The following is a 26,018-nucleotide window of genomic DNA, read 5'->3' as shown; positions in this document are numbered from 1 at the left end:
TATAAAATACATACTAAAGCGAGGTGTAATATTGAAAAGCACCAAAGAAATAATGAGATTAAGTGTAATTGATAATACTACAGGAGAAAAAATAGCTAATATAAAAGATGTAATTTTCTCTAAAAAAAAACTTAAGATATTAGCACTTTTAGTTTCAGATGAAGGCATATTTAAAGAAGGAAAAATAATAAGATATAAAAATATATTTAACCTTGGAAAAGATTTTATAGCAATTGAGAAAAAAGATACGATAGAAAAATTGAAAGATTTCCCTGAGATAGAAAAGGCTACCAAAGAAGATATTGAATTTATTGGATTAAAAGTAATAATAAAAGACGGAGAAATTTTAGGTTATATAAATGATATAATATTTAACAAAAAAAATGGTAATTTAGTAGGTTTTGTTCTTACTGATGGAATACTACAAGATATTTTTGAAGGTAGAAATATTATACCATGTATGAATAATATGAAAATAATTGAAAATACTTTAATATTAGATAAGAAATTTAAGGATGAATATGAAAAAAATAAAATTTATTACAAAAAACTTCTTGACTTAGATTTATGATTTAGCACAAACTAATATTGAGGTGATAATATGAATAGAAGATTAGTGAATGGTATAATTGCAGGTTCTATCTTATCTGCTGTAGGCATGTATGCATCAGCTAAGATGAATCCTAGACAAAAAAGAAAAATGATGAAAAATACCAGACAAATGTTTATGAATATGTTCTAAATAAATCAGGGCAGCTCTAGCTGCCTTGATAGATATAGGGGGAATATGAATATGAATTTTAATTTTATTTTAAATGTTTTAAAAGAAGCATCAATTATAGTTTTATTATCTCTTTCAGCTTATTTTTTAATTAGATTTGGTAATAAATATTTAGATGAAAAAGATGGTATACATATAAGTAAAAAGCGAATTGCGGGATTAAGTTTATTATTATTATTTATAATTTTATTTTATTTTATATTAAATATTAGTGGACTTAGAAGTATATTATTTACAGTATTTATATCTATAGCACTTGCGTATATTATAAATCCTATAGTTAATTTTTTAGAAAAAAAGAAAGTAAAGAGGGGGTTTGGTATATTATTAGTTTATTTAATAATTTTGGCAATTATATATATGATTTCAGTGTTAATTTTTCCAGCGATATTTAAAGAAGTTAAAAATTTAATTGAATTATTACCAAAATACTCAGATGATGTTAGTGATTTTGTAAATAATATATATAATAATTTCTATAAAAATATTGATGATTTACCATTTGGATTAAATCAAATAAAAAGTAGCATAGAAGATAATATATCAAGGTTTCAAAGTGTTTTAGTAAATACTGCAAAAGGAACTATGGATTTTATAATTAATTTTTTCTCTAAAGTTTTAAATGTTGTATTAATTCCTATAGTTGTATTTTATTTGGTTAAGGATAAAGAGTATTTTAAAAAGAATATTGTATTAACTATACCAAATAAATATAGACCTAATATTGTAAGCCTATCTCGTGAAATAGATTATTCTTTAGGTAACTTCATTAGAGGTCAATTAATTATAGCAATATTTGTAGGTACATTAACTGCAATAGGATTACTTATATTAGATGTGAATTATGCATTTACAATAGGGCTTATTGCAGGAGTTACTAATATTATACCATATTTTGGACCAATAATAGGTGGAGGTCTTGCAATGTTATTTGCACTATTAGATACTCCAATTAAAGCATTATGGGTTTTAATTTTATTTATAATTATACAACAAGCTGAAGGGAATATTTTACAACCTAAGATAATGGGAGATAAAGTAGGGCTTCATCCAGTTGTAATAATTATAGCTTTACTTGTAGCAGGAAATTTATTTGGTATTATTGGGATGCTACTAGCAATACCGATAACAACTACTTTGAAAATCATTTTATCCCATACTATTCAGAAAATAAGTAGTATGTAATGTTGACAAACATATTAATAATTCTTATAATTAATATAAAAACATATTGATAGCTATGATAGAGAAAAGTATATATATAATTATCTTTAGAGAGAGTATGTTTGGTGAAAATACTTGATAAGAATATATAGAAGCTACTCTTAAGCTTAATTCTTTAAAAAAGAATTCGGATAAAACCGTTATAAATCCAAGAGTAAACTATTTTTAAATAGGGTGGTACCACGGCAAAGCTCGTCCCTAAATGCGGACAGAGTCTTTGTCTTTTTTATTTAAGAAAGGGAGAGATTAGATGGAAAAATATAATTTACATGAGATTAGAAAAAAATACTTAGATTTCTTTGAAAATAAAGGACACTTAGTAACCAATAGTTTTTCACTTGTGCCAAAGGATGATAAAAATTTACTTTTAATAATTGCTGGAATGGCACCTTTAAAACCATATTTTCTTGGCACTAAAAAACCTCCAAAAAACAGAATGGCTACATGTCAAAAATGTGTACGAACAAGTGACATAGAAAATGTTGGTAAGACAGATAGGCACGGCACTTTTTTTGAAATGTTAGGTAACTTTTCATTTGGTGATTATTTTAAAAGAGAAGCAATAAATTGGGCTTGGGAGTTTATGACAAAACAACTGAATATATCAAAGGAAAAACTTTGGGTATCAGTATATTTAGACGATGATGAAGCATACAATATTTGGAATAATGAAATAGGTGTTTCTAAAAATAAAATAGTGAGATTAGGAAAAGAGGATAATTTTTGGGAACTTGAAGTAGGACCTTGTGGTCCATCTTCAGAAATCTATATAGATAGAGGAGAAAAATATAGTTGTGGAGATGAAAACTGCAAACCAGGTTGTGAATGTGATAGGTTTGTAGAAGTTTGGAACTTAGTATTTTCACAATTCGATAAAGATGAACTAGGAAACTATTCAGAACTTCTTAATCCAAATATAGATACAGGTATGGGGCTTGAAAGAATAACAGCTGTTTTAAATGATGCAGATAATATTTTTGAGATAGAACCGATTAGAACTATAATAAAAGAAATAGAAAAAATTACAAACAAAAAATATAAAAACAATAATAAAGATGATGTATCAATTAGAGTAATAACTGATCATATACGTGCAATATGTTTCTTAGTATCTGATGGAGTAATACCAAGTAATGAAGGAAGAGGTTATGTTTTAAGAAGACTTATCAGACGTGCATCTAGACATGGTAAGTTATTAGGTATAAAAAATAGCTTTTTATCTAATTTGTCAGATGTTGTAATAGAAAATTGGAAAGAATTTTATAGTAATTTAGAAGATAAAAGATTACAAATCAAAAAAATTATAAAGATTGAAGAAGATAAGTTTGAAGAAACAATAGATCAAGGTATTGAAATATTAAAAAATTATATTGATGATATGAAAAATAATAATGAAACAATTCTAAATGGATATAAGGCATTCAAACTTTATGATACTTATGGTTTTCCATTAGATTTAACTAAAGAAATTTTAGAAGATGAAAAATTAGATGTAGACGAAGAACAGTTTAATTTAGAGATGGAAAATCAAAAAAATAGAGCAAGAAGTGCAAGAGATAAAGATAACAAAAACAATTGGGACAGTGATGCTGATTTTAATTTTAAAATTAATACAAAAACCAGATTTGAAGGTTATGAAAAATTATCAACTGAATCAAAAGTCATAGCCATTATAAAGGGCAGTCAATCAATAGATACTTTAAGTCAAAATGAAGAAGGGTATGTATTATTAGAAAATAGTCCTTTTTATGCAGAAAGTGGAGGTCAAGTAGGAGATAAAGGAATATTTAAAAATGATAAGTTTAAGGCATATGTAATAGATACTCAGAAGAAGAATGATAAGTTACTACATTTAGTTAATGTAGGACATGGACATCTTAAAATTGGAGATAGCTTAGAAGCACATGTAGATAGAAATAGAAGACTAGATATAGCAAGAAATCATTCTGCAACACATTTACTTCACAAAGCATTGAAAAATACTTTAGGACAACATGTAAATCAGGCTGGTTCTCTTGTTACAGATGATAGACTTAGATTTGACTTTACTCATTTTGAATCTTTAACTAAAGATGAATTAAATAAAATAGAAAGAGAAGTCAATGAAAAGATTTGGAATTCATTAGGTGTAGAAGTAGTAGAAACTTCTATTAATAAGGCAAAAGATATGGGAGCAACTGCATTATTTGATGAAAAATATGGTGAAAAAGTAAGAGTAGTAAAAATGGATGATTATACAATTGAATTATGTGGAGGAACTCATGTTAATAATATTAGTCAAATAGGTATGTTTAAAATATTAACAGAATCAGGAATAGCATCAGGTGTTAGAAGAATTGAAGCAATAACTGGAAGGAAAGCATACGAATTTAATTTGTCACTTAACGATAAACTAAATACTCTATCAGATGTTTTGAAAACTAATAAAGATAATTTAATAGATAAGGCTCATGATATAATGGATGAAGTAAGAAACTTACAAAAACAAATAGATAGTCTTAATTCTAAACTTGCAAATTCAAAATTAGATAATATTTTAGAAAATGTTTATAATATAAATGGTGTAAATGTAGTAACAAAGAAAATAGACGGTATTGATATTGATGGCTTAAGACAATTAGGAGATAAAATTAAAGAAAAATTAGACAAAGCAGTAATAGTCTTATCTACTGAAAAAAATGGAAAAGTGAATTTTATAGCTACTGCTACTGAAGATGCAGTTAAATCTGGTATTCATTGTGGCAATATAATAAGAGAAGTTGCAAAGATAACCGGAGGAGGTGGAGGTGGAAGACCTAATATGGCTCAAGCTGGAGGAAATGAATCTTCTAAAATTGAAGAAGCTTTAGATTTAGTTAAATCATTAGTAGAATCTCAGTTAAATAAATAAATCTCATTGAAGTAAGAGTATTATTGATATATAATAATAATATAAGATTGTTATAAAAAGAGGGGTGTTTTTTGTGAGTGATATAAATGAGACAATGAAATTTAATGTGTCAGAAGATGATAAGAATAAAGCAGAGGATATTTTAGTATATGTATATCATGCCTTAGAAGAAAAAGGTTATAATCCTATAAATCAAATGATAGGTTATATTTTATCTGGAGATCCTACTTATATAACAAGCCATAACAATGCTAGAAGTAAAATTAGAAAAATGGAAAGAGATGATTTATTAGAAGAGTTATTGAAAAGTTATTTAAAGAATAAATAATATTATAAAAATAGCGGTATTTGATAAATCAAATACCGCTTTATTTTTTATAAATATATTATATTTTGGAAATATATGATACAATAAAGATAGGTGAAAATATGGAAACGGTTAAGTTAGGAAATACTAATATAGAGGTATCTAGATTATGTTTTGGATCGCTTACTATTAGTCCTCTTCAAAGAAATTTTTCATATGAAAAAGGTGCAGAACTTATTAAATATGGGTTTGATAAAGGGATTAATTTTTTAGATACTGCAGAATTATATAATAATTATGGACATATAAATAAATTTTTGGAGAAAATAAATAGAAAAGAATTTGTTATATCTACAAAATCTTATTCCTATTCTAAAGATACAGCAAAAAAAAGTTTAGATAAGGCTTTAAGAGAATTAAATACAGATTACATAGATTTATTTTTGTTACATGAGCAAGAAAGTGAACATACTATTAAAGGACATTTTGAAGCAATAGAGTATTTTTTAAAAGCTAAGGAAAAAGGACTTATAAGAGCAATAGGAATTTCAACTCATAGAGTTGAAGGAGTTTTAGCTGCACTTAAATATGATGAAATAGAAGTAGTTCATCCAATAATAAATAAATTAGGTATTGGAATTCAAGATGGAACAACTTTAGATATGATAAAAGCAATTAAAAAATGTCATAATGCTGGTAAAGGTATATATGGAATGAAACCTTTAGGTGGTGGACACTTACTAAATAACGTTGAAGAGGCATTTAATTTTGTACAAGATATAAAAGAAATAAATTCTATAGCAATAGGACTTCAATCTAGAGCTGAAATAGATGCAAATATAAACTTATTAAATAAAAGATATATTGATAGTAATTTAAAAGCTAAAATAAGAAATACTAATAGGAAACTTCATATAGCTGAATGGTGTATTGGATGTGGAAAATGTGTAAGTGCATGTAAACACAATGCATTAAGTATAAAGAATAGTAAATCAATTGTAGATTTAAATAAATGTGTATTATGTGGTTATTGTGGGAAATATTGTAGTGAATTTTGTATAAAAATAATTTAAGGAATGATTAAATGGGAAGGTTATTAGGTCTAGATGTAGGTGATAAAACTGTTGGAGTTGCTGTAAGTGATCCATTGGGTTTTACTGCTCAAGGTATAAAAACTATTAAAAGAACAAATATAAAAAAAGATTTGCAAGAAATTGTAGAAATAATAAATGAAAAGCATGTATCAAAAATAGTTATAGGGCTTCCAAAAAATATGAATAATACTTTAGGGCCTCAAGGAGAAAAAGTAAAAAAATTTGCAGAAAAATTAAAAAAATATATTGATATAGATATAGTCTATCAAGATGAAAGGTTATCTACAGTTTCTGCCACAAAAACTCTCATAGAAGCAGATGTTTCTAGAAAAAAAAGAAAGAATGTTGTAGATAAATTAGCTGCAATATATATATTACAGACTTATTTGGATACAATAAGTAGAAAGGAGAAATAAGAAATGGAAAAATTTAAGTTTTTAGATGAAAATGGTGTTGAGCATAATTTTGAAATCGTTGATTTCTTTGAAGTTGATGATGATGAGTATGCTGTAATACAGCCAGATGATATAGAAGAATCACTTTTATTAAAAGTAGGTTATGATGAAAATGGAGAATCTTTTTTATCTGAGATTGAAAGCCAAAAAGAATTTGATGAAGTAAGTACTTTATATTTAGAGCTTTTAGATGAAAAAGAATAGTAAAGCATAACTAATATTATTATCAATTGAGTATTAATATTAGTTGATATTGACATTCAACTAATAAAGATATATGATTATAGTATATTTAAGGGAAACGGGTGATTAAATGGAATCATTATTTGAAGTGTTGAGAACAAAATTAAAAGAAAAAGGATACAAACTTACTACTCAAAGAAGAGTAATATATGATGTATTTGTAGAGAATACAGGTAGCCATCTTAGTCCGGAAGAAGTATATGATATGGTTAAGGATAAATATCCAGAAGTAGGTCTTGCTACTGTATATAGAACTTTACAACTATTAGATGAGTTAGAAGTCGTTAGAAAAATAAATTTTAATGATGGTTGTAATAGATATGAACTTAATACTAACACTAATGATCATCAACATCATCATTTAATATGTTTAGAATGTGGAGAGGTTTTTGAAGTTGAAATTGATTTATTAGATAATCTTGAAGAAAAAATCGAAAATGAAAGTAAATTTAAAATAGTAGATCACAATGTGAAATTTTTTGGATACTGTGAATCATGTAATGAAAAGAGAAGTTAAATATTTAAGTAGCATTGATTTCCATATAAGAGTAATTTTATTAAATGTCAAAGGATCGATACAATAGATAGTAGATTTGTTAAGGAGAGTGATAAGGTGGGAAAACAACAAACACCTAAAGTTAAGATAATCCCATTAGGCGGATTATATGAAATTGGAAAAAATATAACAGTTATTGAATATAAGAATGATATTATAGTAGTAGATTGTGGAATAATATTTCCAGAAGATGAAATGTTAGGTATAGATGTAGTAATTCCTGATATAACATATTTAGAAAGAAATAAAGATAAAATAAGAGCTATTGTATTGACTCACGGACATGAAGATCATATAGGAGCATTACCATATGTATTACAAAAAGTAAGTACACCTGTTTATGGAACAAAATTAACATTAGGATTAGTAGAAAATAAACTTAATGAAAAAGGTATAAAAAATGCAAACTTAAATATTGTAAAAGCAGGTCAAAAGACAAAACTTGGTTCTATGGTTGTAGAATATATAAGAGTTAATCATAGTATTCCAGATGCAGTTGCATTAGCTATTCATACACCTGAAGGTGCTATAGTTCACACAGGGGATTTTAAAATTGATTATACACCTATAAATGGTAAAATGATGGATTTAAATAGATTTGCTGACTTAGGTAGCAGAGGGGTATTAGCTTTACTTGCAGATAGTACAAATGTAGAGAGAACCGGATCTACAATGAGTGAGAAAACAGTTGGTAATACTTTTAATGATATATTTATGGATGCTGAAGGTAGAATAATTGTAGCAACTTTTGCATCAAATGTTCACAGAATTCAGCAGATTGTTAATGCTGCTGTTATGTTTGATAGAAAGATTGTTGTATCAGGTAGGAGCATGATAAATGTAGTTAAGGTTTCTACTGAACTTGGGTATTTAGATATTCCAGAAGGAACAATTATTGATATAAATGATATGAATAAATACCCAGATAATAAAATAACTATTATAACTACTGGTAGTCAAGGAGAGCCTATGGCTGCATTATCAAGACTTGCTTTTTCTGACCATAGAAAAATGGAATTAATTCCTGGTGATTTAGTAATTATATCTGCTACACCAATACCTGGAAATGAAAAAACAGTAGCTAGAGTTATAAATCAATTATTTAAAAAAGGAGCAAACGTAATATATGAGGCATTAGCAGATGTACATGTATCTGGTCATGCCTGCAAAGAAGAATTGAAATTGATACATTCATTAATAAAACCTAAGTATTTTATACCGGTTCATGGTGAGTATAGACATTTAAAACAACATGCCCAGTTAGCTGAAGATTTAGGACTTGATAGAGATAATATATTTATACTTGAGAATGGTTCAGTATTAGAGGTTTGTAGGTCGGATGCTAAACTTAATGGAAATGTACCTTCAGGTCATATATTAGTTGATGGTCTAGGAGTAGGAGATGTTGGTAACATAGTTTTAAGAGATAGAAAACATCTTTCTGAAGATGGATTAATAGTTGTGGTTGTAACTATTAAGAAAGAAGATGGCAAGGTTGTTTCAGGGCCAGATTTAGTTTCTAGAGGATTTGTATATGTAAGGGAATCTGAAGATCTTATGGTAGAAGCAAAAAATGTAGTTAGAAATGTTTTATTAGATTGTGAAAAAAATCAAATCACAGATTGGTCTACCCTTAAATCTAGGGTAAGGGATTCTTTAAGAAATTATTTATATCAGAAAATAAAGAGAAATCCTATGATATTACCAATAATAATGGAAATATAAATTTTACAGTCACAGCTTCTGCTGTGGCTGTAAATTTAGATAAATTGGGGGGAGTGTTATGACTTTAAGACTTATTCTATATCTATCAATAATATTGGTAGGTGCATATATAGGATATAAAGATTTTGTACATAAGAATATTTTAGACAAGTTAATCTCAATACAATCAATTTCTATTTTAATATTATTGTTTGTAATGGGAATAAAAATTGGAGGCGACAAAGAAGTAATTTCTTCATTTTTTACACTAGGATATCAAGCTTTTATTTTTTCTGTTTTTTCAATTGCACTAAGTGTTGGTTTTGTAATGATAATAAGACGCTTTATTTTTAATAAGAATGATATGACTGATGAAGAAGAAAAAGAGGGGGAAGTTTGATATGAGTATTAAGGTTATATTATCTGTAATTGGGGGTATATTAGTTGGTTTTTTTCTTGAACCTGATTTTATAATAAATCATTCTGATATCATTATAGATATAGGCTTATGTATACTTTTATTTTTTGTAGGTATAGACATAGGAATAAATATAGACGTACTTACAAAAATAAAAAAAATTGGATTCAAAATTTTATTAATACCTTTTATGATTATATTAGGAAGTGTCTTTGGAGCTATAATAGCAGGATTCTTATTAGGATTTCCAGTAAATGAATCAGGAGCTGTAGGAGCAGGTCTTGGATGGTATACATTATCATCTATGATGCTTGCAAACTATTCTCCAGAGCTTAGTACATTATCATTTTTATCTAATGTAGTAAGGGAGATATTGGCTTTAATATTGATACCAATAGTAGCTAAATATATAGGTGATTTAGAAGCAATAGCACCATCTGGTGCAACTGCAATGGATACTACTTTGCCTATTATTGCAAAAGCTACTAATCCAAAGACTGCTATAATTTCATTTGTAACAGGAGTTATACTTTCAACATCAGTACCAATTTTAGTACCATTTATGATTAGTTTATAAAGAAATATTAAAATAAATGTATTATGCTCAAAGAAAAGCGAAAATCAGTACTGATTTTCGCTTTTCTTTAAATATCTTGTAAAAAAGATATTTAAATTATATAATTAAATTAATATAATAGAAATTATTGAGGGGTAGATTAATGAATAAAATGGTTAAAGTTTTAATAATTAGTGTAGTACTATTAATAATTGTTTTAGGAGGATTGAAGTATTATTATGAGTTAAATACTCGACCAGTGTCATCTGATGGAGAACAAAAGAGTGTAAAAGTTGAAATACAATCTGGAAGTACTACTAGTGATATAGCTAAAATATTAAAAGAAAATAATTTAATAAGAGATAAGAATGTATTTAGAATAGTATCTCGTATAAAAGGTACAGAGGGAAAACTTAAAGCTGGATTTTATGAATTTGATTCTAGCATGACTCCTGAAGAAATTCTAAATAAGTTAGTTGTAGGAGGAAAAGATGGAGAGACAATTAAATTCACAATTCCAGAAGGTTTTACTATTGAAGAAATAGCAGAAAAATTAGCAAATGAAAATATTATCAATAAAGATAAATTTATAGATTTAACTTATGATATTGAAAAGTTTTCAAAAGAATATAAATTTTTAAATGACATACCTGAAAAGATGAATATGGAAGGTTATTTATATCCAAATACTTATCAAATATATAAAGACTCAACAGAGTATGAAATTATCAAAAGAATGTTAGATGAATTTAACAATAAATATAATGAAATAATAAAAAATAAAGAAATTCCATTAGATTTAAGTGTTTATGAATTAATAACATTAGCTTCATTAGTAGAACGAGAAGCAAAAGTAGATAAGGATAGAAATTTAGTTTCATCTGTTATTTATAATAGATTAAAAATAGACATGCCATTGCAAATTGATGCTACTATACAATATGCATTAGAAAATAGAAAAGAAAAGCTAACATATGATGATTTAGAGGTAGATTCTATTTATAATACATATAAGAACAAAGGTTTACCAGTTGGACCTATATGTTCACCAGGAATAGAATCTATAAATGCTAGTTTAAATCCAGAAAATACTGATTATATATTTTATGTATTAAAAAAGGATGGAAGTGGAGAACACTTTTTTACAGATGATTACAATGAATTTTTAAAAGTTAAAAATGGAAAATAATTTAATTTTATTTGCTAATAATACGTGGTATAATAGACCACGTATTATTAGTGTGAATTGAGGAGAGATTTATTTGAGTAATATAAACAAAGATTATATAGAAGATTATATAAGAAGTGTATTACCAAAAAGAGACAGTTTTTTGGTTCAGTTAGAAGAATTTGCCCAAGAGAATAATATACCTATAATTCATCCAGAAGTTGCCGAATTTATGAGAGTTATTTTAAAAATAAAAGATTCTAAAAATATATTAGAGATAGGTACGGCAATAGGATATTCATCTATAGTAATGAGTAATAGTATAAAAGAAGGAAATATTATAACTATAGAAAGACAAGAAAATATGGTTAAACTTGCAAATGAAAATATTGAAAAGTCAGGAATAAAAAATATAGAAGTAAAGCATGGTGAAGCAAAAGACATACTACCTAAGTTAAATAAAAAGTTTGACTTTATATTTATAGATGCAGCTAAAGGAAAGTATATGGAGTTTTTACCTTATTGTATAAATATGCTTGAAGATAAAGGTATAATCTTGTCTGACAATGTTCTTTTTAAAGGTATGGTAGCAAATGATGATTTAGTTGTTAGAAGAAAAAAGACAATAGTAAGAAGAATGAGAGAATATTTAGATGATATATCTAATCATTCAGAACTTACAACAAGTATTATACCAATTGGAGATGGGGTTGCTTTATCATATAAGGAGAGTGAAAATAGATGAAAGATATTGAATTATTAGCACCAGCAGGAGATTTAGAAAAATTAAAAATGGCAATAAATTATGGTGCTGATGCAGTATACCTAGGAGGAGAAGAATTTGGTCTTAGAGCTAAAGCTAAAAACTTTTCTATAGATGAGATAAAATCTGGAGTACAGTATGCACATGAAAGAGATAAAAAAGTATATATAACACTAAATATTATTCCGCATAATGAGGATTTAGAAGGTTTAGAAAAATATATATTAGATTTAGAAAAAGCAAATGTAGATGCTTTTATAGTAGCTGATCCTGGAGTTTTTTCAATTGTAAAGAAAGTTGTACCTAACATGGAAATACATTTGAGTACACAGGCTAATACAACTAATTATAGTACAGCTAATTTTTGGCATCAGCAAGGAGTAAAAAGAATTGTAGTTGCAAGAGAATTGTCTCTTGAAGAAATAGAAAATATAAAAAATAATACTCTAGATACTCTAGATATAGAAGCTTTTGTTCATGGTGCAATGTGTATTTCTTATTCTGGAAGGTGCTTACTTAGTAATTATATGGTAGGGAGAGATGCTAATAGAGGTGAATGTGCACAAGCATGTCGTTGGAAATATAACTTAGTCGAAGAAAAAAGACCAGGAGAATATTATCCAGTTTATGAGGATGATAAAGGTACTTATATATTTAATTCAAAAGATTTATGTATGATAGAACATCTTCCAAAGCTTATAGATTCAGGCGTAAAAAGTCTTAAAATAGAAGGACGTATGAAGAGTTCATACTATGTAGCTACAGTTATAAGGTCATATAGGATGGCAATTGATGCTTATTTAAAAGATACTAAAAATTATAAGTACAATAAAGAATGGTTAAATGAAATTAAAAAAGCAAGTTACAGGGATTTTACAACAGGGTTTTATTTTGATAAACCTAATAGTGAGGATCAATTATATGGATCTAGTTCTTATATAAGAAACTATGATTTTATAGGTTTGATTTTAGATTATGATAAAGAAAATAAGCTTGCAACTGTTGAACAAAGAAACAGAGTATTTAAAAATGATAAAATTGAAATTTTTGGTCCTAATAAAGGTTTTTATAATCAAGAAATCACTGAAATGTTTGATGAAGAAGGCAAAGAAATTGATGTAGCACCACGTGCAAAACAAATATTTAAAATAAAGGTTAATAAGCCCGTAGAAAAATGGGATATGATAAGAAAAGCTAGAGAGGAATGATACATTTGAATAGACCTATATTAATAGGAATAACTGGTGGAACTGGTTCAGGCAAAAGTACAGTAGCACAGGCAATATTTAATTCACTTCCTAAAGAAAATATTTTAATAATAGAGCAAGACTCATATTATAAGGATCAAAGCCATTTAAATTTTAATGAAAGAACAAAAACTAATTATGACCATCCATTAGCATTTGATAATGATCTTTTTATAGAGCATTTACGAAGTCTAATGAATAAAAACACAATTGAGAAACCTATTTATGATTTTGAAAAACATAATAGAAAAGAGACTACTATAAGAGTTGAAAGTAGAGATATTATTATTGTAGAAGGGATAATGATATTAGAAGATGAAAGAATTAGAGATTTATTAGATATTAAAATATTTGTTGATACCGATTCAGATGTAAGAGTTATAAGACGAATATTAAGAGATATTACAGATAGGGGAAGAACTCTTGAATCTGTGATTGATCAGTATTTAACTACAGTAAGACCAGCTCATTTACAATTTATTGAACCGAGTAAGAGATATGCAGATATAATAATACCAGAAGGTGGTTATAATAAGGTGGCAATTGATTTAATGGTTACAAAAGTAAAATCAATTGTTTCTGAAAAGCAAAATAAGTAAAAAGTTAAAAAAAATATTATACCTCCATGATGTTTTGGAAATACTATAATAAAACATCATGGAGGTATTTTATGACTAAAACAAATAAGAGATTGTCGTTATTTTTTAAAATATTTTTAATTATTTTTGTAGCATATATAATTAGGTTATCTTGGATACAGCTATTTACAGGACCAAAATTAAAACAAAAAGCCGAACAACAGAGAGATTATGAGTTAACTACATCTCAAGGAGGTACAATTTTTGATAGAAATATGGTTCCTCTTACTAATAAAGGTACTCAGAAATATATATATACTTCGTTAAAAACAATTAAAGACAATAAAGATTATCAATTATATTTATTAGATAAAATAAAGTTGTCAGAAGAAGAATTGGATAAATATATTTCAAATACTAAAAATAATATGTTGAAGATACCAGCTAAAGATAATATTAATAATGTTAAAAATGGTATTATAGTAGACGAAACTAAAGAATATAGTGAAAATAATTTACTAACTCATGTTATAGGTTATGTAAATGAAAATGGAGTTGGAATTGGAATAAAAAAGGAATATGATTCTTTACTTTCTAAATCAAACAATACAAAATTAAAAGTAATTTTAGATGGTAAAAGCAGATTATTAAGCAGTAAAGATGATTATTTAGAAGTTAATGAAAATAATGATACTATTCGAAATTCTATTCAGCTAACAATTGATTATAATATACAACAAATAGTTGAAGAAGCTATGGAAGAAAAAGAATATAAAGGTGCTGTAATAGTTACAGATGTAGAAAGTGGAGATATTTTAGCTTTAACTAGTCAACCTGATTTTGATTTAAATAATATAGGAGACAGTAACAAGGAAAAAGATAGTGAACAGATGAATAGAATTATACAAGTTCCATATTATCCTGCATCAACATTTAAAACTGTAATACTATTATCAGCACTTGAAGATGGAATAGATTTAGAACAAAAATTTGAATGTAATGGAAGTATAACGTTAGCTGAGGGTCAAGAACCATTCTCCTGTCATGATAATGTAGTTCATGGTGAAATAAACTTAAAAGAGGCTTTTACTGTATCTTGTAATAGCATATTTATAGAGTTAGCTAATATTTTAGGTGGCAAGAAAATCTTAGAAACAGTAGAAAGGATAGGTTTAACAAACAAGGTAGATATAGATCTTGATCTTGATATAGAAGAAAAGGGAGAAGTTTCAAAATTAGAAAAAGTATTAGGACCTGGCATAGGGAATTTAGCATTAGGTCAAGAACATATAAAATTAACTCCACTTCAAATTCATAATTTAACAATGATTATTGCTAATAATGGGATTAAAAAAGATATGTCTATAATAAAAGGCTATGCTACAAACAAAGGTGATATATCAATGCAATTTGAGAGAGAAAACGATGAGTGGATTTTTGATAGATCCTATGCTGAAATAATTAAAGACTATATGAAATCTGTAGTTGAAGTGGGTACTGCAAGCAATTTAGATTTATCAGAATATGGAGGAGCAGCAGGTAAAACAGGAACTGCTCAAAAAAATAATATAAATAATAATGGATTATTTACAGGATTTTCACCAAGTGATAATCCAAAATATGCAGTAACTGTAATCGTAGAAGATATAGGACATAAATATAGTTCGTCTACTGCAGTGGAAGTATTTAATAAGATAATTAAAAAAATAAATTTAGAAAAATAAATTGAGACTTGCACATAGTGTACTTTAAAAGCATACCTTATAATGTGGAATAATATATTGGAGGTGTGTGAATTAATGTGGGCTTCGCTTCTCTTTATGATTTTAAATCTCATTAAGCCTGTTTCAGTTTTTCTAGGTTATATTTCTAATAATAATTCATTTCCTCAGCCACTTAGCAAAGAGGATGAAACAAAATACTTAATCTTATATGAACAAGGTGATGAAGATGCAAAGAATATTTTGATTGAACATAATTTGCGTTTAGTAGCACATATTGTGAAAAAATATCATAATTGTGGAAAAGAAGTAGATGATTTAATCTCTATAGGAACAATTGGACTAATTAAAGGTATATCTACTTTTAATAGAAACAAAGGTACCAGACTAGCAACATATGCAGCAAGATGTATAGAAAATGAAATATTAATGTGCTTAAGGTCTGATAAAAAGATTAAATCTGAAATTTATCTTCAAGATCCTATTGGAGTAGATAAAGAAGGCAATGAATTACCCCTAACTATTTATCAACAGTTAGGGGTATATATTTTAGGTTTTAGATTAAGTTCAAATTTGTCATTTCGCCAGGACTTCTTTTTATAATATATTGCATATTCTATAACAGATTTAAGAAGTATGTTCTTTTGTTCAGCATCGTCTAATTCGTCGTATAAAGCTAATACATGTTTAACTCTAGGTATTATATCTCTTTTATCTATTAATTGCTCATGAGATTGTTTTATGCTTATATTAGTGCTTTTTATATTACTTTTGAGTTCATCTATTTTATTAGATATTAGATTATATCTTTCCATATAAGTATCTACATCATAAATTTCTTTTTCAAGTAAATCATGTAAATTATTTTTTTGTTTTATAGTTTGATCTAACTCTTTTTCTAATTTATTTAAAGCTTTATTATAAATTTCTATTCCATCATCACTTTTTACTATATTTTTGTTTTCCCATTTCTCTTGGTATTGTTTTAACCAAGATTCAAGACTATCTAATATACTTTTTTCTACATATTTAAGTTTAGAAGATTTATTTCCACATGATCCATAGCACATTATTTGGCTGTCTTTATTTTTATAAGGTCTAAGTACCATATTTTTATTACAAATACTACATTTTATAATGCCAGCAAGAGGATTAGAAATATTTCCTTTTATTTTATAAGGAACATGTGATTTGTTTTTAAGTATCATTTGAGCTTTATTGAATATTTTATCAGATACTAGAGCATGGTGCTTTCCTTCTGATATAATCCATTCGCTTCTTGGTCTTTCTCTAGATTCTTTTATTTGACCAGGTCTAGTAGACTTTTTAATATCTTTTTTCTTCCATACAATTTTACCATTATATATAGGGTTCTTGATTAGATGAATAACATGATTAGAGCCCCAATTCTTGCCTGTATATGTTTTATATCCAAGCTTATTTAGCTCATTAGCTATCCTACTCCCCCCCATATTTTTATTCGTGTATAAGTCAAATATTAGCTTTACAATGGGAGCTTGTTCAGAATGTGGGATAAGACTTCTATAATTTTTACCTTCTTCTATTTTATATCCAAAGGGAGGTCTAGGTGATATATAATTTCCCTCTTCTATAGAACGAATCCTACCTCTTTGGAGTCTTCTATTTATAAGTTTTAATTCTTTTCTTGCCATAAAGGCTTCAAACTCACTATATTCTTCATCCCATTCATCTTTAAGGTCATATGTTTTACGAGGTGTTATTATTTTAGTGTTACTTTTCTTAAAAGTATCTAATATAAGTCCTTGTTCTTGCATGTTACCACGACCAAGTCTGTCTACATCCATAACTAATACAGCATCATATATTTTATTTTCTATTTCTTTAAGTAATTCAAGCATTTCTGGTCTATGGACCATGCTTTCACCAGAAACTATTTCTTCTCTAATTTTAATTATGTTTAAGTTTTGTTCTCTAGCTACTTTAAGAAGTATTTTTCTATGCTTAGATAATGTTTCTCCTGCACCTTGTTTTTCTGCTTCTTCATCAGCACGTGATTTACGAAGATATATTGCAACTTTGTTCATAATATCACCTCAATTTAATTGTATGAGTTATTTTAAATAAGTATTAATAAGATTAGTTATAAATAATAATTTAAATATAAATTATCATTAAACCATCATAGTACTTACTGTATACTACAATAGATATATAACACCTTAAGTTTTAAAATATTATAGAGTATTTATTAACTTTTGAATTGTAAAAAAACATATATAATTAAAGGGTTTTAATGATATTCATAGAAGTTTATAGTGATGTGGTATCAATTATCATTCAGAAATATTATAGGAGGAGAATGTATTGAGAAATAATGGAATTATTAAATTTTTAATTATTTACTTCATTGCAAAATTAATTGGTGTAACAACTGGTTTATCTTACAATGTACTTACTCAAGATTTTAATTTGATAAAGTTAATATTGGATATAATAATATGGGTAATTGCTTATTTTATAGTAGATTTAGTTTTTTCTAAATCATTTAAAAAGCAAACAAAGTAAGTTGAACAATACTTACTTAATTTTTATAAACTACGTAATATAATAATTTTATTATATATAATTTTGGAATTGAAGTATTAGATTTTGAGGAATATATCGAAGAATACAGAATAAAAAGTAATATTTAAAAAAAAGCATATTGTTAGTTCATAGTTAAAGTGGTCAGTAGTAATTTAATGAAAAGCAAAGATTATTTATATTAAAAGAGGTGTAATGAATGATAAAAATGCTGCTGTTTTCTTCTGCTTAATTGATAATAAGTATATAGGGTTTACTCAATGTCAATTGCGTTTTGATTATGTTTAAGGAACAGAAAGTAGTCCTGTTGGTTATCTTGAAGGTATATATTCCGATAAGCAATATCGTAAACAAGGTATAGCTAAGAAGTTGATTGAACAATGTGAGTTATGCACAAAGGAGAATAACAGTATAGAATTTGGGAGTGATTGCGAGCTTGCTAATATAGATAGTTTGAATTTTCATATAAAAGTTGGATTTACTGAAGCAAATCGCATTATATGCTTTAATAAGAAATTATGAACATAACAAAGTTCTTATCTGGTATGTTATTTATAAATTATGTAGTATTATAACGTAAAATTGAGTTTTATGATATTACTTTTTTAATAAAAATAATGATTGTTAAAGTGTTATTATATTTTATAGAATAAATTAAAGGAATTTTAATGATGCTTATAGAAACTTATAATGACATAGTAGATAAATATGTTTTAATTTAATTAGACACTGGAGGTATGAAAATGTTAATTAGTACTAGTTTGAAGGATTTTAAAATAAGATTTGCAAAGGAAAAAGATATTCCGTTGATCTTAAAATTTATAAAGGAATTAGCTGATTATGAAGAATTGTTACATGAAGTTGTAGCAACAGAAGAAATTTTAATGGATTCTTTGTTTAAAAAGAAAACTGCTGAGGTTATTATTGGTGAATACAAAAATGAACCAGTAGCTTTTGCATTATTCTTTCATAATTTTTCTACTTTTTTAGGAAGACCAGGCATTTACTTAGAAGATTTATATGTTAGACCTGAAATGAGAGGAAAGGGCATGGGAAAAATCATGCTTTCTTATCTTGCTAAATTGGCAGTTGAAAGAAAGTGTGGAAGATTAGAATGGTGGTGTCTAGATTGGAATAAGTCTTCAATTGAATTTTATAAGCAAATGGGAGCTATTCCAATGGACGAATGGACAGTATATAGAGTAACTGATGGTGCGTTAGATAATTTAGCTGTTAAATTTGATAAATAAACTTTAAACTTTTTGAGATATAAATTTTTTAAGCTACATAATATAATAACTTCACTAGTAGTTGAAGGTACAAATAAAAGGTGTAAAATAATTTAATAGATATCAATTTGAAATTGAGGTGTTAAATTGGCAGGGTATCAAAATAGACAAGAGTTGATTTTAGAAATTTCAAAGCGTGCAAAATTATTTATCCAAGAATTTAATGATATTAATGAAAAAGATAAAGATAAGTTGATTGATGGAGTTGACAGAACACCTGCTCAAATGATTGCTTATCAGTTGGGATGGATGAATCTCATTTTTGATTGGGAGAATCAAGAACAGCAGGGACAAGTTGTTATCACGCCAACTCCAGATTATAAATGGAATAATCTTAATGGCTTATATCAAAGTTTTTATAAAAAATACGAGAGATATACACTTAAAGAGTTGAGTACTATGTTTATAAAGGCAGAACATGAAATTATTGAATTAGTTAATAGTTATACAGATTTAGAATTATTTCAGAAAGGAGGAAGAAAGTGGTCGTCATCAACTCCTTCTAATTGGCCAATATGGAAGTGGATTCACATAAATACTGTTTCACCTTTTAAATCATTTAGAACAAAAATACGAAAGTGGAAAAAATCACAATAGATATAAAAGCTTTAATCTTTAGAGTTAAATTAAATAATTTTAATTTCTTTTATACCGTATCTTTTTTAAACTACGTAGTATGATAACGTAAAATTTAGTTAATTTATGGTCAATCATTGTTAGATTATGAAATGTCTGTAAAGAGGAAGAATCTACACTTAATATAAAAAATGATTGCTGTGAATCAGTAGAGAAATTATTGGAATACATTTGTAAAATATAAAAACTTTAGGCATTAGTTAGGGAGGTTATTATAATGAAAAAGATAGTAGCAATTGGTGGAGGAGAGATTAAAAATCTTGAAACAATTAAAATAGATAAAGAGATTGTTAAATCCACAATGAAACAAACACCAAAAGCATTATTTATTCCCACAGCAAGTGGTGAGCCAAAAGAATATATTGAAGCATTCAGTAAAGTTTATGGAGAAAAGTTAGGATGTAAAGTAGATGTTCTAAAATTGATAGATGAAAATATTAAAGAATCTGAAATTGAATATAAAATAATGGACTCAGATATTATATATGTTGGTGGTGGAGATACGAAAACAATGTTAGAAATTTGGAAGGAAAAAAAGGTTGATAAAGCATTAAAAAAAGCCTGGGAAAAAGGAACAATATTGAGTGGTTTGAGTGCAGGATCAATTTGTTGGTTCGAAAGTGGTCATAGTGATTCTATGAGTTTTCTGGATGGAAGAGAAGAATGGAATTATATAAAACTTAATGCATTAGGTTTTATAAAAGCAATGCATTGTCCACATTATAATGAAGATAATAGAGAAGAAGATTTTGCAAAAAAAATTATGAAATATGATGTTATAGGTATAGCGATTGAAAATAACTGTGCTATAGAATTTAAAGATAATCAATATAGAGTACTCACATCAGAAGAAGGAGCCAAAGCTTATAAAGTATTTAAAAAGGATAATAGTATTATGAAAGAAGAAATAAAAAAGATAAGTACATATAGACCATTAGAAGAGTTGTTAACTAAATAAATAAATACACACAATTTAATAAGTATAATCATGATTTTATCTTTAATAATTTGTATTTTAATATTTATATATGCTATTTTAGGTTCAGTAAAGACTGAATCTAAAATAATTAAAAAATAAAGGAATGGGGATTATGATGAATAAAATTAAATATTTAATTCTAATTTTAGTATTAATTATAACATTAATTGGATGTAATAATGAAAATACAGAACAAGCAGTAACTAGTGAAGATGAATTAATAAAAGAATATTTACAAAAAAATTATAGTGAAATAGACTTAAAAGATGAAAACGAATTTAAAGATTTAGAAATAATGGATTCAGATCTAAAAGGAAAAGAAATATTTTTTACTGCAGAAATGCATGGAGTTAAAGCTAATGCAGAATTAGAAATGAAATTTTTAAAATACTTTAAAGAAAAAGCAGACTTTAAATATTATTTACTAGAAAATTCTTATAGTAATGCTCATTTTATAAATAAGTATTTAGATACTGGTGATATTCAAATATTAGAAGAAATGTATGAACCACTTAAAGGTACATTTGCATGGAATAAAGATGGATATAATCATTGGAAGAAATTATATGAATACAATAAAAGTTTACCTAAGTCTAAGAAAATTAAAGTAATAGGAGTAGATATAGAACATTCAACAGCTAATGCATATAAGTTTTTGTTAGATGTTTTACCTAAAAAAGAAATACCAGAACAAATAAAAGAAAGCGTGGAAAATATTCAAAATACATTTGATAAAATTGATAGCCCTAGAGATAAAAGAGCATTTGAAACCTCATTGAAATTACAAAAAGATATAATTAAGAAAGAAAGTATATATAAAGAATATCTGGATGAAAACTTTTCAGAATTTAAACTTGTAAATAAAAATATTATATATTCATTTGAAGCCTATGAACATCAAGATAATCAGATTAATTGGAATAATACTAGAGATAAAATGATTTATGAAAATTTTAAATGTATTCAACAAGAATTGCCTAAGGGGAAATACTATGGACAATGGGGTATGAGTCATACCTATCAAAATCCACATAATGATGTAAAGTGGTTTGCTTCATATCTAAATGAAGAAGATTCCTTGTTTAAAGATGAAATATTAACTATAGTATATAATTATGATGATTGCAATCAAATGCTCCCCTTAAAAGGTGGGAGTTATGATAATAATGACTTTAGTTTCATTTTCCCAGAAATTAAAGAAACAAATAATTTAATAGATAATGATTTTAATATTTATAAATTAAATAGTGATGGAACACCTTTTTCTGATATAAAAATGTCTCCTGACTTTAATAATGATAAACTAGAAGAGAGTATGTTAGAGTTTTTTCAATATATCGTTGCTATAAGAAATTCTAAAGCAACTGAACCACTTAAGAATGTAGAAATAAAATAAGCAATTTACAATAAAAATATATATATAAAAATTTAAGGAGGATTTAAAATGAAAAAAATAATAGCTATATTATTATGCTTAGTAATGATAACAATAACTGCATGTGGAAATTCAAGTAATGATGATACATCTAAAGAGAGCAACCAAGAGAAAGAAATAAATGAAGGTAATGAAGAATCAAATGAAAATGAGGACTTAGAAGTAGATAAAGGGCTTTTAAATGTAACAATAACACTTCCAGCATCAATGTTTGAAGGTGAAGATATAGATAAAGAAATGGAAGAAATAAAAGAAGAAGGGATTAAAGATGTTAAAGTGAATGATGATGGCTCTATGACAGTAAAAATGACTAAAACGAAACACAAAGAATTAGTAAAAGAAGTTAAAGATACTGTGTTAGAATATTTTGAAGAACTTAAAGCTTCAGAAGATACACCTTCTATAAATGATGTAAAATATGATGACAACTTTAAAGAGGTTACTTTAGAGGTAGATAAAAAGAAATTTGAAGAAAGTTTTGATAGTATGGCAGTATTTGGAGTTGCAATGACTACAGCTATGTATCATATATATGAAGGAGTACCTGCAGAAGAAGTAAATTTTAAAATAAATGCGAAAGACTCAGATACAGGTGAAATATTTAATACTATATTATACCCTGATGATTTAGAAGATATGGAATAATATATATATAATTTATTAGATATATTTTATAGTAGTAAAAATAAATATATTGTAGAAAGTTGACGATTGAATTCTATGAAATATAAAAATTAGTAGATGAAAACACAACTATACCAATACCTGATCCAGAAGAATATTTGAAAATTATAGATAGATCATCTGCTTTTTTGTAAGAAAAAAAGGATTTTAGAAAGATATGTAGAATAAAGGAAAGAAATAACCAAAAGTATTATCTAAAGAAGAACTTGTTATTGGGCCTTTGAATCCTATTGTTTTAATTAGCACACTTATAGTTACAATAAGTTAAAACATAAAGAAATATAATTCTAAGTTATTTAATAATATAGTATATATAGTAGTTTATATCATACTTCCATATATAAATAATACTTTTAATGGTGAAAAAATTAATTTTAATAGCATTTCCCAAGAGAAAAGTGTCTAAGGAATTCTTATATAAGAATCAAGAAGTTATATTAAGAATAGAAAACTTAAGGAAAAAACAAATAAATAAGGTAATAATGCGAATTGGAGACAGAACAATATAGAATTTTGGAGGTGAGTATATGGATGTTTTATATATTGTTGAAAGAATTAATGAACTTTTTAATGTAACAAATAAGGAAATATTTTCTAGTGAATCTGGAATTACATACCATGCAGATAAAAAAGTTAAAAAGTTAGGGTATTGTGTTAACCTAACGCTTGAAACTATAGAGAAAGCAAGAATTCATGGAGTTGATATGATGGTGACACACCATGATGCATGGGATGAAATATATGGATTAAAAGATGCATGCATAGAAAAACTATCAGAGTATGGTATAAGTCACTATTATAATCACTTGCCACTTGATGACTGTAACTTTGGAACAAATGATAGTTTATTAAAAAAATTGAAATTAGAAAATGTTAAAAAAACTCACGAATGGGAAGGGCTATATTTTGGTAGAATTGCAGAATATGATAAAGAAATTGAATTTAATGAATTAGTAAAAAATATTGAAAATCTACTTGAAGAACCAGTTAAATTTTGGCGGTTTAATGACTAAAAGGTGAAGCGAGTGGGTGTAGTCTGTGGTAATGGAGGACCAACAACTTGCCTTAAGGAAGCAGTTGAAAACAAGTGTGATGTATACATTACAGGTGAATGTAATTTATATACTATTCAATATGCTAAGTTTAAAGGAATCAATCTTATCATTGGGAGTCATACTTTCACAGAATTTTTTGGAATTGAAAGTTTAGCATTAAAGTTGAATGAGAGCATAAAAGAACTCGTATTAGTTGAAATCAAAGAGGATCATTATGAAGTTAATATAAAAGCATAGTAGAGCAGGTATGGATGAAGAGTATTATAAATAGTATGTTGGAATATCCGTTTAAGTTCCTATTATTCATTTAATAAGTTATCAGTAATAAGATATTTGAATTTTGTTCAGTGGAAATTTCCATTGATTTCATTTGCAAAATTTGAATTATTAAGGAGAGATGAAATATGAGTAATAAAGTCAAGGAGAAACTTGAAAAATTAATTGAACAGGGAAAGCATGTTAAGAGTGTTAACTTTGTTAAAGTTAATGAACCTGGATTAATAATGCCCGATTATATCTCTGGAGAAGAATACGATCTATGGATGAATAAAGTTAAGATATTTACATCTAAGTATTGTAAAGAACATATTTTATATGATGAAATTATAAATGTTTATAAAACAAGAAAAAACTCATGGGGAACAAGTGCATATGATGCTGTTATGTCATATTTAAATTCATTACTGAATGATGGTGATTTTATAAAAGACAATACTGTAGATACAGATAACTACTCTAACTTGCAAAAAACAAATCAAGATCAAAAGATGATTTTTATAAGTCATTCATCCCTAGATATTGATTATGTGAGTGTGTTAGTCGAGTTATTAGAAGACATTGGTTTTAAAGGAAAGTCAAATGTATTCTGTAGTTCTGTTTCTGGATATGGTATTCCAATGGGAAAACATATTTATGATTATTTAAAGGAACAATTTAATAAAGAGTTACATGTTATTTATTTACTATCTGAGAATTATTACAATAGCCCTGCTTGTTTAAATGAAATGGGTGCTGCATGGGTACAATCTAAACGTCATACTGCTATATTAGTGCCAGGATTTAACTATAACCAAATTAGAGGTTCAGTAGATGCATCTAAAATATGGTTTAGAATGGATGCAGTTGATAAAATTAATGAGTTTAAAAATGAGCTAATAGGAGAATTTGATTTAGATGATTTGGATGAGAATTATTGGGATAGAAGAAAAGAAAAATATATTAAAGAAATTAATTCTATATACGAAAATAATAAACATAAGTCATCACCACAGATTGTTGAACTTGAAGGAATAGAAGAATATGGTACTGATGATGAATTAAGATGTTTTTTTAGATTTATTAATAAGGGTAATATTGCTATAAAATGTACATATATCAATATAGAAATTGAAGATAAGTATGGTGGTAAAGCAGATATAACTCTTTCAAATTGTGATTTAAACAATCTAATTCTATATAATTATGAAAATAAAAGGGTTGAAATAATTGCAAATAAAAGAAGTTATAATATTTCGTCTTCCTTTAATCCATACCTATGGAGCAAATATAAAATAATAGATTCTGGGTGGTCTAAAGTTGTGTAAGTCTTTCAAGAATTTATTGACGTAAATTATAATTTATCACCTAACCTACAATTTACGAAAACCAAGTGGGATGTCACAAAATAGAAG

The 26,018-nt window shown here is 26.6% G+C and carries 25 protein-coding genes, 3 pseudogenes and 1 other annotated feature; of the genes and pseudogenes, 27 read left to right on the top strand and 1 reads right to left on the bottom strand.

The genetic code is table 11. The features are described 5' to 3' along the window. The first annotated feature begins 31 nt into the window (after window positions 1–31). The 18 genes and pseudogenes from D3Z33_RS07745 to D3Z33_RS07660 all read left to right on the top strand — a co-directional run. The gene (locus D3Z33_RS07745; protein ID WP_160197201.1) at window positions 32–571 is read left to right on the top strand and encodes a PRC-barrel domain-containing protein; all 540 of its coding nucleotides are present in this window, start codon (window positions 32–34) and stop codon (window positions 569–571) included. A gap of 30 nt (window positions 572–601) precedes the next feature. Beyond that, window positions 602–742 (top strand): hypothetical protein, encoded by a 141-nt coding sequence (locus tag D3Z33_RS07740; RefSeq protein WP_160197200.1) that lies wholly within the window; start codon window positions 602–604, stop codon window positions 740–742. Between the two features lie 51 nt (window positions 743–793). Next, window positions 794–1,966 (top strand): AI-2E family transporter, encoded by a 1,173-nt coding sequence (locus D3Z33_RS07735; protein WP_160197199.1) that lies wholly within the window; start codon window positions 794–796, stop codon window positions 1,964–1,966. 46 nt (window positions 1,967–2,012) lie between these two features. Continuing rightward, window positions 2,013–2,208 (top strand) — a binding site (T-box leader). A 47-nt stretch (window positions 2,209–2,255) separates the two neighbouring features. Beyond that, window positions 2,256–4,895: an alanine--tRNA ligase gene (gene alaS, locus D3Z33_RS07730; RefSeq protein WP_160197198.1), complete on the top strand. Its 2,640-nt coding sequence runs from the start codon at window positions 2,256–2,258 to the stop codon at window positions 4,893–4,895. 94 nt (window positions 4,896–4,989) lie between these two features. Then, window positions 4,990–5,223, top strand: a complete 234-nt coding sequence (locus tag D3Z33_RS07725; RefSeq protein ID WP_160197294.1) for an IreB family regulatory phosphoprotein — start codon at window positions 4,990–4,992, stop codon at window positions 5,221–5,223. A 65-nt stretch (window positions 5,224–5,288) separates the two neighbouring features. After that, window positions 5,289–6,275, top strand: a complete 987-nt coding sequence (locus tag D3Z33_RS07720; protein WP_347561232.1) for an aldo/keto reductase — start codon at window positions 5,289–5,291, stop codon at window positions 6,273–6,275. A gap of 11 nt (window positions 6,276–6,286) precedes the next feature. Next, on the top strand, window positions 6,287–6,712 hold the full coding sequence (ruvX, locus tag D3Z33_RS07715) for a Holliday junction resolvase RuvX (RefSeq protein ID WP_160197197.1): 426 nt from the start codon (window positions 6,287–6,289) through the stop codon (window positions 6,710–6,712). Window positions 6,713–6,715: 3 nt separating this feature from the next. Further along, window positions 6,716–6,955 carry a DUF1292 domain-containing protein gene (locus D3Z33_RS07710; RefSeq protein WP_160197196.1) on the top strand — a complete coding sequence of 80 codons (240 nt, stop codon included), beginning with the start codon at window positions 6,716–6,718 and terminating at the stop codon, window positions 6,953–6,955. Window positions 6,956–7,064: 109 nt separating this feature from the next. Beyond that, window positions 7,065–7,511 (top strand): Fur family transcriptional regulator, encoded by a 447-nt coding sequence (locus D3Z33_RS07705; RefSeq protein ID WP_160197195.1) that lies wholly within the window; start codon window positions 7,065–7,067, stop codon window positions 7,509–7,511. 96 nt (window positions 7,512–7,607) lie between these two features. Beyond that, window positions 7,608–9,275: an RNase J family beta-CASP ribonuclease gene (locus D3Z33_RS07700; protein WP_160197194.1), complete on the top strand. Its 1,668-nt coding sequence runs from the start codon at window positions 7,608–7,610 to the stop codon at window positions 9,273–9,275. 58 nt (window positions 9,276–9,333) lie between these two features. Further along, window positions 9,334–9,654 carry a LysO family transporter gene (locus tag D3Z33_RS07695; protein WP_130807200.1) on the top strand — a complete coding sequence of 107 codons (321 nt, stop codon included), beginning with the start codon at window positions 9,334–9,336 and terminating at the stop codon, window positions 9,652–9,654. 1 nt (window position 9,655) lies between these two features. Beyond that, window positions 9,656–10,249 carry a lysine exporter LysO family protein gene (locus D3Z33_RS07690; protein WP_130807199.1) on the top strand — a complete coding sequence of 198 codons (594 nt, stop codon included), beginning with the start codon at window positions 9,656–9,658 and terminating at the stop codon, window positions 10,247–10,249. Between the two features lie 142 nt (window positions 10,250–10,391). Beyond that, window positions 10,392–11,417: an endolytic transglycosylase MltG gene (gene mltG / locus D3Z33_RS07685; protein ID WP_160197193.1), complete on the top strand. Its 1,026-nt coding sequence runs from the start codon at window positions 10,392–10,394 to the stop codon at window positions 11,415–11,417. A gap of 73 nt (window positions 11,418–11,490) precedes the next feature. Further along, window positions 11,491–12,141 carry an O-methyltransferase gene (locus D3Z33_RS07680; RefSeq protein ID WP_160197192.1) on the top strand — a complete coding sequence of 217 codons (651 nt, stop codon included), beginning with the start codon at window positions 11,491–11,493 and terminating at the stop codon, window positions 12,139–12,141. Then, a complete protein-coding gene (locus D3Z33_RS07675) occupies window positions 12,138–13,367 on the top strand; it encodes a peptidase U32 family protein (RefSeq protein ID WP_160197191.1) in 1,230 nt (409 codons plus the stop codon). Before D3Z33_RS07680 ends, D3Z33_RS07675 begins: the two co-directional genes overlap by 4 nt. 5 nt (window positions 13,368–13,372) lie before the next feature. Further along, window positions 13,373–14,005, top strand: a complete 633-nt coding sequence (gene udk, locus D3Z33_RS07670) for a uridine kinase (RefSeq protein WP_160197190.1) — start codon at window positions 13,373–13,375, stop codon at window positions 14,003–14,005. Between the two features lie 71 nt (window positions 14,006–14,076). Next, window positions 14,077–15,708: a peptidoglycan D,D-transpeptidase FtsI family protein gene (locus D3Z33_RS07665; RefSeq protein ID WP_160197189.1), complete on the top strand. Its 1,632-nt coding sequence runs from the start codon at window positions 14,077–14,079 to the stop codon at window positions 15,706–15,708. Window positions 15,709–15,783: 75 nt separating this feature from the next. After that, window positions 15,784–16,224: pseudogene (locus tag D3Z33_RS07660) on the top strand (sigma-70 family RNA polymerase sigma factor); the annotation flags it as partial. An 8-nt stretch (window positions 16,225–16,232) separates the two neighbouring features. On the opposite strand, the gene D3Z33_RS07655 reads toward D3Z33_RS07660, so the two are convergent. Next, window positions 16,233–17,771 carry a recombinase family protein gene (locus tag D3Z33_RS07655; protein WP_160197187.1) on the bottom strand — a complete coding sequence of 513 codons (1,539 nt, stop codon included), beginning with the start codon at window positions 17,769–17,771 and terminating at the stop codon, window positions 16,233–16,235. A 280-nt stretch (window positions 17,772–18,051) separates the two neighbouring features. Between D3Z33_RS07655 and D3Z33_RS07650 the strand changes: the two genes are divergently transcribed. The 9 genes and pseudogenes from D3Z33_RS07650 (at window position 18,052) to D3Z33_RS07610 (ending at window position 25,931) form a co-directional block, all read left to right on the top strand. After that, entirely contained in the window at window positions 18,052–18,252 is a 201-nt protein-coding gene (locus D3Z33_RS07650) for a hypothetical protein (RefSeq protein WP_160197186.1), read from the top strand. 330 nt (window positions 18,253–18,582) lie between these two features. Further along, a pseudogene (locus D3Z33_RS16710) lies at window positions 18,583–18,792 on the top strand (GNAT family N-acetyltransferase); the annotation flags it as partial. A 215-nt stretch (window positions 18,793–19,007) separates the two neighbouring features. Next, a complete protein-coding gene (locus tag D3Z33_RS07640) occupies window positions 19,008–19,520 on the top strand; it encodes a GNAT family N-acetyltransferase (protein WP_160197185.1) in 513 nt (170 codons plus the stop codon). 126 nt (window positions 19,521–19,646) lie between these two features. Beyond that, window positions 19,647–20,156 carry a ClbS/DfsB family four-helix bundle protein gene (locus D3Z33_RS07635; RefSeq protein ID WP_160197184.1) on the top strand — a complete coding sequence of 170 codons (510 nt, stop codon included), beginning with the start codon at window positions 19,647–19,649 and terminating at the stop codon, window positions 20,154–20,156. A gap of 256 nt (window positions 20,157–20,412) precedes the next feature. Beyond that, window positions 20,413–21,153, top strand: coding sequence for a peptidase E (locus D3Z33_RS07630; RefSeq protein ID WP_160197183.1), 741 nt, complete (start codon window positions 20,413–20,415; stop codon window positions 21,151–21,153). 136 nt (window positions 21,154–21,289) lie between these two features. After that, window positions 21,290–22,570, top strand: coding sequence for an erythromycin esterase family protein (locus D3Z33_RS07625; protein WP_160197182.1), 1,281 nt, complete (start codon window positions 21,290–21,292; stop codon window positions 22,568–22,570). Window positions 22,571–22,618: 48 nt separating this feature from the next. Then, window positions 22,619–23,254, top strand: coding sequence for a hypothetical protein (locus D3Z33_RS07620; RefSeq protein WP_160197181.1), 636 nt, complete (start codon window positions 22,619–22,621; stop codon window positions 23,252–23,254). A gap of 566 nt (window positions 23,255–23,820) precedes the next feature. Continuing rightward, window positions 23,821–24,585, top strand: a pseudogene (locus tag D3Z33_RS16705) (Nif3-like dinuclear metal center hexameric protein). 167 nt (window positions 24,586–24,752) lie between these two features. Continuing rightward, window positions 24,753–25,931 carry a toll/interleukin-1 receptor domain-containing protein gene (locus D3Z33_RS07610; protein WP_160197180.1) on the top strand — a complete coding sequence of 393 codons (1,179 nt, stop codon included), beginning with the start codon at window positions 24,753–24,755 and terminating at the stop codon, window positions 25,929–25,931. Window positions 25,932–26,018: the final 87 nt, after the last annotated feature.

Source organism: Senegalia massiliensis, assembly GCF_009911265.1.
Lineage (GTDB): Bacteria > Bacillota > Clostridia > Tissierellales > SIT17 > Anaeromonas > Anaeromonas massiliensis_A.
Note: the sequence above shows the minus strand (reverse complement) of the source record. Positions and strands in the feature narration are given on the sequence as shown.